This is a genomic window from Bacteroides gallinarum DSM 18171 = JCM 13658, assembly GCF_000374365.1.
In the GTDB taxonomy this organism is placed as follows: Bacteria; Bacteroidota; Bacteroidia; order Bacteroidales; family Bacteroidaceae; genus Bacteroides; species Bacteroides gallinarum.
Window position 1 is genome coordinate 219,364 of record NZ_KB894115.1, and the last position, 12,344, is coordinate 231,707.

At 49.6% G+C, this 12,344-nt stretch carries 17 protein-coding genes; 14 read left to right on the forward strand and 3 right to left on the reverse strand.

Annotation, left to right across the window (positions count from 1 at the left end):
- The first annotated feature begins 62 nt into the window (after window positions 1-62).
- Both C233_RS0100995 and C233_RS0101000 read left to right on the forward strand, forming a co-directional pair.
- Window positions 63-302, forward strand: a complete 240-nt coding sequence (locus C233_RS0100995; RefSeq protein WP_004293616.1) for a hypothetical protein — start codon at window positions 63-65, stop codon at window positions 300-302.
- On the forward strand, window positions 289-732 hold the full coding sequence (locus tag C233_RS0101000; protein ID WP_004293617.1) for a hypothetical protein: 444 nt from the start codon (window positions 289-291) through the stop codon (window positions 730-732). Before C233_RS0100995 ends, C233_RS0101000 begins: the two co-directional genes overlap by 14 nt.
- 151 nt (window positions 733-883) lie before the next feature.
- Here C233_RS0101000 and C233_RS0101005 read toward each other — a convergent pair whose 3' ends face one another.
- The 3 genes from C233_RS0101005 to C233_RS0101015 form a co-directional block, all read right to left on the reverse strand.
- Window positions 884-1,516, reverse strand: a complete 633-nt coding sequence (locus tag C233_RS0101005) for an RloB family protein (RefSeq protein ID WP_004293618.1) — start codon at window positions 1,514-1,516, stop codon at window positions 884-886.
- Window positions 1,491-2,738, reverse strand: a complete 1,248-nt coding sequence (locus C233_RS0101010; RefSeq protein ID WP_004293619.1) for an AAA family ATPase — start codon at window positions 2,736-2,738, stop codon at window positions 1,491-1,493. The genes C233_RS0101005 and C233_RS0101010 overlap by 26 nt, the downstream gene beginning before the upstream one ends.
- Before the next feature lie 534 nt (window positions 2,739-3,272).
- Window positions 3,273-4,064 (reverse strand): hypothetical protein, encoded by a 792-nt coding sequence (locus tag C233_RS0101015; RefSeq protein WP_004293621.1) that lies wholly within the window; start codon window positions 4,062-4,064, stop codon window positions 3,273-3,275.
- Window positions 4,065-5,987: 1,923 nt separating this feature from the next.
- Here C233_RS0101015 and C233_RS0101030 point away from each other — a divergent pair.
- The 12 genes from C233_RS0101030 to C233_RS0101085 all read left to right on the forward strand — a co-directional run bounded on the left by C233_RS0101030 (window position 5,988) and on the right by C233_RS0101085 (window position 12,342).
- On the forward strand, window positions 5,988-6,560 hold the full coding sequence (locus tag C233_RS0101030) for a hypothetical protein (protein ID WP_018665666.1): 573 nt from the start codon (window positions 5,988-5,990) through the stop codon (window positions 6,558-6,560).
- Window positions 6,561-6,625: 65 nt separating this feature from the next.
- Window positions 6,626-6,997 (forward strand): hypothetical protein, encoded by a 372-nt coding sequence (locus tag C233_RS22105; protein ID WP_004293624.1) that lies wholly within the window; start codon window positions 6,626-6,628, stop codon window positions 6,995-6,997.
- A gap of 270 nt (window positions 6,998-7,267) precedes the next feature.
- Entirely contained in the window at window positions 7,268-7,660 is a 393-nt protein-coding gene (locus tag C233_RS0101040) for a hypothetical protein (RefSeq protein WP_004303960.1), read from the forward strand.
- Between the two features lie 16 nt (window positions 7,661-7,676).
- The gene (locus tag C233_RS0101045; protein WP_004303959.1) at window positions 7,677-7,934 is read left to right on the forward strand and encodes a hypothetical protein; all 258 of its coding nucleotides are present in this window, start codon (window positions 7,677-7,679) and stop codon (window positions 7,932-7,934) included.
- A 149-nt stretch (window positions 7,935-8,083) separates the two neighbouring features.
- Complete coding sequence (locus C233_RS0101050; protein WP_004293628.1) at window positions 8,084-8,296, forward strand: hypothetical protein; 213 nt, start codon at window positions 8,084-8,086, stop codon at window positions 8,294-8,296.
- A gap of 4 nt (window positions 8,297-8,300) precedes the next feature.
- Window positions 8,301-8,540, forward strand: a complete 240-nt coding sequence (locus tag C233_RS0101055; RefSeq protein ID WP_018665667.1) for a hypothetical protein — start codon at window positions 8,301-8,303, stop codon at window positions 8,538-8,540.
- A 5-nt stretch (window positions 8,541-8,545) separates the two neighbouring features.
- Window positions 8,546-9,073 carry a hypothetical protein gene (locus C233_RS0101060; protein ID WP_004293630.1) on the forward strand — a complete coding sequence of 176 codons (528 nt, stop codon included), beginning with the start codon at window positions 8,546-8,548 and terminating at the stop codon, window positions 9,071-9,073.
- A gap of 40 nt (window positions 9,074-9,113) precedes the next feature.
- Window positions 9,114-10,211 (forward strand): hypothetical protein, encoded by a 1,098-nt coding sequence (locus C233_RS0101065; RefSeq protein WP_004293631.1) that lies wholly within the window; start codon window positions 9,114-9,116, stop codon window positions 10,209-10,211.
- Window positions 10,212-10,221: 10 nt separating this feature from the next.
- Window positions 10,222-11,112, forward strand: a complete 891-nt coding sequence (locus C233_RS0101070) for a hypothetical protein (RefSeq protein ID WP_008860787.1) — start codon at window positions 10,222-10,224, stop codon at window positions 11,110-11,112.
- Window positions 11,109-11,567 (forward strand): hypothetical protein, encoded by a 459-nt coding sequence (locus C233_RS0101075; RefSeq protein WP_008143016.1) that lies wholly within the window; start codon window positions 11,109-11,111, stop codon window positions 11,565-11,567. The genes C233_RS0101070 and C233_RS0101075 overlap by 4 nt, the downstream gene beginning before the upstream one ends.
- A gap of 15 nt (window positions 11,568-11,582) precedes the next feature.
- Entirely contained in the window at window positions 11,583-11,858 is a 276-nt protein-coding gene (locus C233_RS0101080; protein ID WP_008143017.1) for a DUF3846 domain-containing protein, read from the forward strand.
- A 4-nt stretch (window positions 11,859-11,862) separates the two neighbouring features.
- Window positions 11,863-12,342 carry a hypothetical protein gene (locus tag C233_RS0101085; protein ID WP_004293635.1) on the forward strand — a complete coding sequence of 160 codons (480 nt, stop codon included), beginning with the start codon at window positions 11,863-11,865 and terminating at the stop codon, window positions 12,340-12,342.
- The last annotated feature ends 2 nt before the right edge of the window (window positions 12,343-12,344 follow it).

The window sequence follows — 12,344 nt, forward strand, 5'->3', positions numbered from 1 at the left end:
TGCAAACAGTTCGTATTAGTCGCGGCTATCCTTTATCAGGAAAACATTTAAACGCGAATGATATGAAACTGAAAAGCAGAATGACCGTCGGGGAGATGTCGGAACACCTGACGGAACATACCGGCAAGTTCGCCAACCGCGTATCCGTGGGGCGTTACGCCAAAAAACTGGGATACGCCGTGTATAAACCGATGATAAACGGCAGGATATGCCAGTTCTATGTCAATCCGTCGATTAAGGATGACGGGGAAGCGGAAACATTACGGACGAACGAACGCGAAAACGGACATGAAAGGGAATGACGACAAAAGGCAACACGTGATACCGTTTATGAAATGCTTCACCGGGCTGGTCGGCGCGTTCACCCCGGAAGAGGTCATCTTCATGCTGTACATGGCAGACCGTACACGCCTGCGTGAAAAAGGTTACGACACCTTGCGCAGCAAGCGGTACTACATGGAGAACATGGAGATGGGTTCGCGGATTTTCGACAAGTGCGTGGAAAAGACAACGCGTATGGGATTGCTTGAACGGGTGCCGGTCAGCGGGATGTACGATTACCTGTGGCACATGGATTCCTACAACCGGCTTGTAGGGATATTGGCGGAACTTGGAAATCCTTTTTCTACCAGGGCATTCTGTCATCGGATGTTCGATGTGGAAAAAAGGACCGTGGCATCCGTCTCTGACGAAGAGGTCAGCCAATGGAAAGAGAGACACCGAAAAGTTTGAGCGTATCTGTCCACGGAACGTAAATGAATAAAAACAGACGGCATCGTTGTGATTTGCCGTCTGTTTTTGTGTTTTTGCGACATAAAATCCGATAAAACCGGAAGGAGGTGGTAGCCGGGTACAATATTATCCGGGCAAACGACAGAATATGCTAAATATACTTATTCAGTTCTTCCACAAGAAGATGCACCGTTGTCGAAGATTCCGCCTGTGCCGGCGGTATTCCCTCCATTCGGCGCAATACGGCTTTTGCGTTCGTGATGGCCTGAGCCTGTTTACCGCCCAGCTCCCTGAAAACACGACCGCCTGTACCGGCTTCCTTGTTGTAGGAGAAGCCCAACAAGCCGGATAGCTTTGTTTCATATTGATTTCTGTGCATCGGGCCTTGTACCAGGTTATAGTGCAGCAAGAACCAATACTCGAAAGCCTGGTTGCTGTATGCCACCCTCATGCCACCGGCTTCCGCCATACCGATAGCCCGGTTGAAATCCCGATCGGGAAAGTCATCCTTGTCAAATACCACCCAGCACTGGTCATACTCGCGTCCTTTCTTCCGCTCTTCTTCTTTCATCCGTAAAGCCTTTTGGACAAGACCTACCGTATTGAGTCCCTGGCCTACCGCTTTAATATTGGCGGAAGTCAGGCGAAATGCATTGAAATAATCCGGTTCCGTATTTACCCCCTCGCAGATGATCAGGAAGGATTGTTTGACCTCACGGACAAAACTGATACGCCTGAGTGTCCGTGCCGCGCGTGGATCACGCTTGTTCGTCCGTGCTGCCATATTCTTCCTCCCTCAGGTCAAATAACCGTTCAAACTGGCCGATGACAGGGATACCGCCATATTTCCCCATCAGGTACTCCTTTTCGAAAGGTGCACTGTTGCGAACCTTGTATTCCGCCAACGAATAGAGTTCCGAGGCTCCAAACGAATCTTTCTGTGTAAACCAGATCTGATCCCTGCGGAACAGGCTTGCATTAAGCAGGTTGGTGTCATGTGTCGTGAAAATCAACTGTGCATTCCTGGGATTTGTCACTCTGGAATTGAACAGCCCGATGATGCGACTTGTCAACAGAGGGTGCATTTTCGAGTCGAACTCGTCGACAACCAGCCTTTTGCCATGATCCAACGCGTCGATTATAGGATAAGCCAGCGAGAAGTATTTGATCGTACCCTCCGATTCGTTTACGCGGAACGGGAAAGTGACCGTCTTCGTGGCGTTGCCCTCCTCGTCATATTGCTGGTGTGAACTGATGACTGTATTGTCAACCTTGCGTATGTCGTCGATTCCGAAGTCTGCAAACCGGGCAAACTCCACAATACGCCTTTTCATGGACGGATCATCGATCTGGGCTATCGCCATTTCCCAAATCCGCTCGTCGCTGCTGCCAAGAACAATCGTGGTGTTGGCCAACCATCCCATGATTTCCACCGAGACGCTTTCGTTGAACTGTGCTGCCACGGAAAGAAGTAGCGCATTGTCGCGCACCATTTTTTTGGCGACAACCTCTTTGCCGACCGAAAATTTGGGATGCAGTTCATACTCATCGCCGTCACGCAGGAACAGTTCCACCTCCTTTGCCTTGCGCTTGTTGCCCTTTTGATAAAGCCACTCCCGGTGTACACGTTTTTCATCGACTTCGAACCCATAGCGGTATTGGACCGTTTCGTCGGCAAAGACCGCCTCAAAATAACTGGGCTCCTGTTCCGTCCTCCGGTTGAGACGGAAACTTTCCACCCGTATGCTTTCGCCGGACTGCACGCCTTTGGAGGAATTGATGACAAACCATTTGAAGAAATCGAGTGCTTTGACCAGATTCGATTTCCCGCTGGCATTGGCCCCGTAGATGACCGCACTCTTCAGCAAAGAGAGGTTCGTACCTTCAAGCTCAAAAACAATCTCATCGGACCGGGTCTGTTTTTCTTTCAGCGCGGAAGCAGCCAAAGACAAGGTCGCCGGCTCCTTGAACGAAAGGAAATTTTCGACTGTGAACTGAATAATCATATTATATCGCAGTTATATGTAAATTTTATGCAAATATAGGGGATATTTTTCATATATAGATGTTTTATCGGATCTCTTTTTGCGGTTATTTTCCTGCACGTGAAAATCAGACCGTTTTCGTTCTTGCAATGCTGCCCTGCAAAAGGCGACTGCAATTTTCCGAAGCGGCAACATCGGCTTGCGATTCATGCTCCCGATAGTGGAATTTGGGTGGAAAGACGCGAAATTCGCCACATCTTTCCCCTCAATGTGGTACAAATGTACCGTGTATCTGACAGGAGGGGTGTTACAAATGTAGCAACAATACTATAAGTAGTATTATACAAGAAGAAAGAAGAAAGATGTACTTTTTTCTTTGACGCAAAGAAAAAAGATACCAAAAAAGAAACAAATCATGACAGACGGCACGCCGTCTGTTTTTTTGTTTTTTTGAATCGGAAAGTGTTGAAAACGGATAAGATGAGGATTAAAGGACCACTTCCTCCCCAGATACAAGAGAGAGAAACAGAACGAATACCTTATACCGTCACCCTCTTACCGTCTGGCATCCTTGTCGCGGTTCAGCCTTACGACAGAGCGCACGCAGTCACGTACCAGTTCGGCATCCCTCCGCTCCATGAAATAGTTCCCGCATTCCAACCGTTTCCTGTCCGCCGGCCTGTTGTTGTCCCTGCATTCACGGATTTCCAGTATGTCATTCAGGTAATAGTACTTGTCACCGCGTCTGACACGTGTTGCCAGCCGTTCGAGTTCCTTCAGCCGTCCGTTCCATGCAAGCCCTTTCTGGCGTAGAGCATCGGAAAGCCTGCTACGGCCACTGGTTCCGATAGGCAGTATCTGGAGATTCACCGCGTACCCGACTGTTTCATGCAGGGAATAGCGCAGGCTCCCGTCTTCGTCCAGCAGGCAATACAGCACAACACGTCCTTTTGCGTCGATTTCCTTGAAAGCCCCCAGTATTACATGCTCATCCAGGATACTGAGTTTTACCAACTGTCCGTCTTTGGGAGCATAGAGAGATTCCGAACATACACCCCGGCGCTTGTCCCATGCAAGATGGCCTTCGTTCAGCAGGCGTTGGAGGGCAATCTTTTGCTCTGCGCTCGCTTCCCGGCAATCATTCAGAAACATGACCGCGTCATCGGTAACGAGTTCTCTGCCCGCAGTCATCCTTACCGGAACCGACACGCAATTACCCGTGACATCTCCCACAAGTCCGGTTTCCGATGTCCCACCGTTGAAGACGACCATTCCCTTGCGAATGGACGACCCACCCGTGCTGTCTTTCGGAATACTCCCGATTTTCTTCTTATGATATGATTCCATTCTTTCGATTCTTTATCCAGATATTTCCTGTAACAGCAAAATGCCATACTTCATACATAAGTGGATACAATACGGCAAATATACGTATAATTCACCAAAAAGGCAGGTGACTGAACCCCATTTCTTCTGCATTTCCACGGTTTCCTGTATAAAGTCACAAAAACCGTACAAATAAGTCGGAATCCATGTGGATAGCTTCGTTCTGTATATTCTATATGATTAAGGAACAAAACATTACAAGATTGTCCGATTGTGAAAAGCATATCCGAACATACTGAATGACAGGAATACACATCCTCCTTTTCCGTCGTCCAATCCGGTTAAGAACAGTCAATATACCGACGTGTCTCTATATATTTTTTGATGCGTTTTCAGCGTATCTAAAAAACAACTTCAAGCCGGAACCCGGAAATCGTGCAGAAAGTCTGTACACCCGTGAAAATTGAAAGGACAGGCATCCACAAATGAGAATATTTCAAAAATATGGGACATGGTGAACACCAGCACCTTAAGCAACCATGATAAATACAAGTACTTTACTGTATATTTTTTGATACCTGCTTACAGTTTCAATCCGAAAGCCGCATTTTGAGCCATTTTGGAAAACCGGACTTGAAAAAACGGCCCGAGGACAGAGACCGAATCCGCACCCGAGGGTACACCCTCCCTAATCTTTTTATTTTTATTACACCATTGAATATCAATAATTTATTAGGTTTACTTTTGTATAAAGTAAGCCTAAAAACGTCTTTTACATTATCTTTGCTTACAAATTGAAAGTAAAAAAATCTTTTCAGTCCTATTTTATCCATTTTAAGCAGTTAATAATCTGATAATCAATAGACAAAACTGATTTTGATTTTATACATACGTTGAAACGGGGCTTTTTTGATTTTTGCAAAGGAAAAATTTTTGTCAAAGAAAATCATTTTTTCTATTTTATTGATATTCAACTATTTACAAATCCCCTTCGCGCGCGTGCGTTCCATATTTGCAAAAAGGCTGTTTTTGGAACGTTCCAAATTTTTTTTCTCAAAAAGTTTTGCAGTTCTGAAAAACGGTTTTATAATAGTCATGTACTCGAAAGCCAAACAAACGGCAAACAAGTACGGAGAAAAACGAATAAAAAAATAGATAGTAAAAAACAGAATTAAAAAACAGAAAAGCAAAGACCGCCGAGAGCGAGAAACAAAAACGGCGTTTACACGAAAGTGAGTTGTTGAGCCGTCAAAGGGTAACACCCGAAACAACACCGTGTGCGTTTAGGTACGCTTAAAGAGTGCGTTAAATAACCACGCTTCGCACGGGGCAATAATACCAGTATTGCCAACCTACGAAAGTAGGGAAATTTATGGAACGGGATAAATCGTATTTATTCCGAGTGCCGGAAATACGTCAAGACTTTTGCAAGTCGCTGGGAGTATTGAGAATACCGCCACTGAAAAGGACGTGCAAGAATAATGCCATAATTGCGCCCTTGTGCGCACGGAGATAAAATGCACGGTAGCGGAAAAACAGTCCGCACGGAGCTTGAGAAAAGAGCATTGCCAATGTTATGCCCATAATCACCAGCCGCCCACCGCCTTACTGTTAGCTGCCGGATTGGAAAAGATCCGGAACGTGCCAGAGAAGCGTCTTGCCGAAATTGGAGTAAAGCAGCGCAGAGCCACGACACGATGAGTAGAACTCGTGCAAAGATACGATATGCCGAAAATGCGCTCATTTGGATAGCTCTGCTATGGGGTACGTTTTAAGTGCGACAAAGTTACGAAAAATTTTGCCGTGCAGGGTGAAATGCACGGCAAATTTTTGGGCGCGTGGCAGGAAATGCCACACTTTGCGCTATGGTGCAGAGTTCGGGGTTCGACTCCCCGAGTGCCCGCAATGCGTGATTTTGCGCAGTGTTTCTAAAATTTTATCATTATGGCAACTTCTAAATTGAACAAGGAACAGTATGCAAACATCGGTTCGTTTGCAGGTATCATGTTGGTTTACAACTCTACCAACAAGGACGGTGAACTCGTGCAGACGGCACAGCACTTTTTCGGTGCGGACTTTGAGCCTGCCGACAAGTCGGACAACGAGATTTTCCGTGTGATTAAAAACATGGTCGCAACTATGTGGCACACCATTGCGGAGGAAAAGAAACTGCGTGCCGATGCCGACGGCATACGCTCGAAATTCCGTGCCACAACCCCTGCGGAAATCATCATCTGCGAGAAGTCGGGAAATCGTATCAAGAAGTACGACCTTACCGACAGCGTTTGGGCGCGTATCGGTCTTGTGCCGACCAAAGTAGACCTCGAGAAGTCAAACCGTGATTTCCAAAAGACAATCCATGCCGCTGCAAAGGCTATCCGCAACGCCATGAATTTCGCCCCGAATCTCGCCAGCCTCGAAAAGCCAACCGAGAAAACGACCAAGACCGGCAAGGCTGAAAAGGTGGTGGAACAGCCTGCCGGAACGGTTGCCGACGAAAGCAAAAAGGCGGCATAAGGGCAACGGAGTAACTGAAACCTGCCCGAAAAAGGCAAAAGGACGGCAGGCAGCCCGCTGAACGTGTGGGACTGCCTGCCCTTTTCGTATCTGCCGTCGTAAGCGCGTGTTCTTGTGACGTATGCCACGGATACGCGCTTTTCATTTCGGGCGAAAGCAACTGTAACGTGATAGGCGAAAAGAATTTCCCGGCAAAAAACGGTGCCGGGACTGTACCTCCGCCGCAGGACGGGGAGTACACCGTGGACGACCTGAAGACCGCTCTGGAAGAGTCCGAGCGGTCGCTGCATGATGCCGTCTTCATAGCCCGCCAAGTGTGGGAGAAGGACTGCGATGCCGTGAAGTTCGACATCGACGACCTTGTGCAGATAGAATCGGCATTGCAGGAGATATGCAACATCACCGCAGGAATTGACAGCGGGGACGATGGCGAGTGACATGACGCGCACACGTGCTGCGGAAACTGCGGGGCGTGCGCGCTTTTTCGGGCATTGATATACACTGTGTCAGGATTGCACCCTGAAATGCCCGCACTTTTCTAAAATTCCCTCCGATATGACTTCCTTGCGCCGTGAGGCGTTGTGCCTACCTTGTATATAACACGGTTAAGCACGGTCTGGCGTTCTGCGGAACCGCCTGCCGTGCTTCCGCTGTTATCCTGTGCGGGGAAGCGGAGAACGGATGTGCCAATAATAAAACGAATAAATATGATAGAAGTGTTTGACGCAAAGCGCACCCGCAGTTACGGGTGCTTTGCCAGTTTCAAGGCTGCCACCGATACGCTTGACAGCCTTGCCGCGACGGGACAGCTCGGAAGTGTGCCCGCTGTCAGCGTGGCGGCGTATTGCAGCGGCGTGTTACAACGGGAATATGAAGCGGTGTTTGTCGGTGGGAAATGGCGTGTGCCGAAATCTCCGAAAAGGCGGATGCCGGAAACGAGACCTGCCCGTGGGAGACGTCGGCGGAAATGGTGCAAGGAGTACGCTACGGCGGAGCTGATGTTCCGAGAAGGGTTTCCCGACCATTTGAACCGCAGTTATCCGCTCTCGGCGGACAGCCTGAGACGGTGCAACCGGAAATGCAGAATTTATATGCAATAATAAAAACGCAATGAGTATGAAAACATTAGCAGACGTGAAACGGAAAATGACGCTTGGCTCGAAGTGGCGGTGCGTCCGGCTGTTCGAGGGCGGAAAAGACCTCGGCGTGCGTGAGGTCGGGAAAGTGCAGGGTAATGCCGTGGCATTCCTCAAACCCGACGGGAAACTCTCGTGGCTATGGTGGCCAAAGGCAAAGGACGTGCAGGTGGAAGAAAACGCCTTCACCGTGCTCCAGAACGGAGTGCCCAAGCTCAAGTACATCTATGCCGGATAGGTGTTCCGGAAAAAATCATGCAAAATAATATGAATTAATAACAACTATGGGGGCGGAATGCCCCTATGCTTTTATAAACGGATAAAGAAAATGACAGAAATAACGAGAAAGCAGATATCTGGTCTGCGGGTAAAGATGTATTAACGGCTATGGGAGAGGAACATAGAATCAACGAGATAAAAGGTGTCATCATCAGCCGTGCCCTGCTCAAGGAATACGGGTATGATGGCGATATGCCCACCGACAAACAGATGCAGGTCATCGGCAACGGGTTACTTGAATACTGGGGCGTAAGCGACGGTTTCAAGGAAGCCCTCGCCAGTACAATGGAGAACATGTTCGGTGTAAAAGCAAAAGATTAGGTCTATGGAAACGAAAGAACTTACTACCCACCAGCGTGGTGTTATTCTACGCGGCATCTGCGGCGGGGCTGCATTGAAAGACAAGTCGCCGCAAATATCTGAAAACAATACCGTCATAACCTGCGCCGGAGGGTTGGAGATTTGGGACATCTGCTGCATCAGCAGTGATGCCGAAGCCTTCGGCCTGAAATCGTCCTTCGGTTATGACGGGCACACGAGAATCACTTTCACCCCCAAAGAATAAGCGGAATGAAATCATATTACTACTTGGACTACCTGCACCGTGAAATCTTCCTTGAAGAGGAGGATATTCAGACCGTTCCGGAATCAGGCAGGGCGGACGATGCCTGTTCCGCCATTGCCGAAAAGCCGTATGTCGTGGAGCAGTTCATGGCGGACTCTTTCCGGACACTCAAAGATGTGGCCAGCCGCCTGTGCGATTCCCCTGATATTAAAAGCCGCCACGATGCGCTGATGTATATCGTGTGGAGGGTGGCACTGGACATCAAGGAGTGGCGGACTCTGAGCCATAGCGAAGCCGCCGTCAAGGTAACCCGTGAGGACGGTTTCGTGTGGCTGCTTGTATCGGCGGAAAATGCCCGGAAGCTATGGGAGGCAGACGTATTCTCCCTGTACAGGCTTTATGCCGATGATTCGGAATCCCTGATCGAAAGCGAGGCGGAGCTGGAATCGACTATCAAGGGCGGATACCAGATAGGTATCGAGGTGGGGTTCGCCTCTGTAATGGACCATGCCGCCCGGATGAAGCAACAATAAAAATCGGAAACAATCAAATAACGAAATCAAGAAGAAAGGTATGGAAACAACATTATTGACAAAGGAAAATGCCCATCGTGTGACCATGGTGCGGCGTGTGGATGCCCCGGAAAGCGAACCGGTAGCGTTTCTTTTCAGGGGAAAGAGACACGGGTATTGCAGCTATTCCCATCTTGTAGGGAATCCGGGCAAGGAAGAAATCCTCGCCCCGGCGGACTTCAAGGACTGGGAAGTTGTGGAAGTGGCGCACCCGGGCTATCTGGAAGAATATTTCAAGCAGGCGTGCAGCTCCTACAACCTCACCTCCTTCTCACCCGACGAGCGGGGTGAGTCAGACATCGCCTCGCACGAAAAGGAACTGCACGAGGATTTGCAGTCGATGCCCGAGCAGCAGCGGGAACGTTACATGGAAAACTACAAACGCTATTTCTCTGCCATGATCGCCGCCAACAGCCGTTGTGCCAGCGCGATGATTACGGGACCTGCACGCTTCAACACGGGCCGCAACGAAAAGGCCTGCAACAGCCACGCCAAGAGCGTCACGGCGTTCCGGGAATGGCGAGAACGTGCACTCGAAGCGATTCGCAAGGCTACCGAAGCGGCCAAGCCCGAAGAACAGCGTCTCGAGGAGGAGTGGCAGAAGGTCAAAGCCTTTATCGACGATGCCGCCTCGACCATTCACGGTATCGATACGGGTACGGCACGAGGCTATAGCCGGGCTCTCTTCGTCAGCAACCTCGCCGGGCGACTCTCCACCTATGTCAACCATGGCAACGTGGAAATCATCGACCGTGCCGTCGCTCGTCTGCGAGAGTGGAACGACAAAGTCAAGAAACCTGTCGTCACGGCACGCCATTCAATCTTCAAGTATCCCGAACTCGTCCGCAAGGTGCGGGAAAAGCAGCAGGAACGGGCAAGCCGTGAAAATCGTGAGATTCCGTTCGATGGCGGCAAGGTGGTCTACAACTTCGAAGAAGACCGCCTGCAAATCCTCTTCGACAAAATACCCGATACCGATATGCGTACAACCTTGAAGCGTAACGCTTTCAAGTGGGCGCCACGCAACCAGGCATGGCAGCGCCAGCTCACCCGCAATGCCGAATATGCCGCCGGTCAGGTGTTGAAAATAACCATTTAATCCAGTGCCCATGAGATACATCATCGATTCACGTTATTTCGACGGGACATGCCTCACGTCGATGTCGGATGACATGCACAGCGACTACGGCGGCGAGACGCTGGAAGCACTGCGCGAAAGGGAGAAGAACCCGTACCTGGTCGCTGTATCACCGGTACGCATGACACTGCTTGTGAAGCGTTATACCCGGGCACTTTGCAAGCCCTTCCATGAAATTACGGAGGAACGTTATTACGAACTGCTGGAATGCCTGCCTCCGGCCCGCATGCAGAGCGACTGGTTCTTTGTCGGGGAACCGTATTACCGAAACCTGTACGCGCTCTGTTTCGAGTCGGACGGCAGGTATTTCCGGGCGGAACGTCCCATACGTCTTTCCAATGCGGAAATCTACCGCCAGATTCGGGAACACATGGAGAAAGTAAACCTGCATCCCGCCATCGTCAAGAAGGCTTCCTTTGTCAAATATGTCAATTGGTACAAAAAGACGGTCACCTACATACCGTACTATTTCGAGTATGGAGGTAAAATATATTTCCTGAAGAACCTCGCCACTCGGACGGGATCCGAATTTGGCGACCGCCGGGAACGGAACGAGATGGCGGCATTGCTGAGGAACCTGCGCGGAAACCGCTACGAATACTGCACTTTCTACTCCCAAAAGAAGGACATCTTCGAGTTTTTTGACTGGCTACGGAAGAACAAATACACGCTGGAAATCCAGGGCGACTTGTTCGACTTTGCGGATGACCGCTCCCACGTGGACTTTCACGGCAATGTATGCGAGTATTCGGCTGTGTTCCATTACCGCATCTATTCACGCGAGCTTTTTGGCCATATCATTAACCAGCTACGCACCGTGAAACGGTATCACGCGTGGCATAAAAGGAGGGAAATACGATGAAAATCTCAAATGAACCTACCCCATACCTCCTGCTCAAGGCAGGAACTGACAGTGCATGGGATTGCTGCGACTTTGCAATCGTGTACCTGTCAAAAGAGTGGAGACAGACACAGTCCGGCAGGCTGGAAGCCGTCAAGCCATTCAAGGATGACATCAGTTTCCAGTCTTTGAACTTTTATGACATATCGGTTGGTTTTTACCAGCCGGACGAGGACGGGATACTGGGCAGCGAGGACTTGCCGGAAGACAATAACTGGTGCTTCGTGGAACTGACCGAAACGGAACTGGAAAGGTTGGTTCCGCCGGACAATGTGCTGGTCAGCCATATCTTGGCGGTATTTGCAAACGGGGAAGCCAGATACCGGGCGTACGGCAAACATACCGACGAGCGATTCTATACTGAAAAATTCCCTTTGCAACAGATTTTGGATATACTGGCGAGTCATGAATCTTAAAATTTCAAAGCAACTATGACAGAAATCATCAAAACGGACGGAACACGCCAACCCGTGCAGCCAGCCAATGGCTCAGACTTCACGCTGGAGGAGATGCAGGCGATTGTCGGCGGCTACATCGAACTGGTGGAACTGGACGGGAGCACGACAATGGTCGTCAACGAGGAAGGCAAACTTATCCCTCTGTCCCTCAATCTTGAAGCGAGCAGGATATTCCGTGCTCATCACCCGGCGTCGAAAGACTTCATCGTTGGGGACGTACTTGTGTGCAATAACAATCAAATCAGATAAAATTATGGATAAAGAGAAAGCAAAAGCGCTCAGCAAGACCCTCGCATGCTACAAAGAATTACAAGAGAATAACAGTGTAAACCTGATCGAGTTCCATACCGCTGACGGGCAGAAACACGGTATCGGCAACCCGGAAGCCATCAAGCTGTTGCTTTCGGTGGCCGTCATCGAACTGGAACGCCAGCTCCGGACCGCACAGTTCGGTGATATTCCGGAAAGCCTGGAGAACAGCCGCGAGTACAAGGCGGCCAAACAGCTGGAATACGCCATGAACGATTTGGGATTCAAGTCCGAACGTTTCGCCCAGGCTCTTCCTTATTTCCACAAGACACTGGAACAGACATTCTTCAGAACGGTAAAGGCTTCCATTACCGCTATGGCAGGGCGTGATTCACGCTGCATTGACGACCGCAACCGTGCTTCATACGAGATGTGTCAAATGCTGGCCTCCATGCTGGAAGATACCCGTCTGCCCTTTATCTAAAT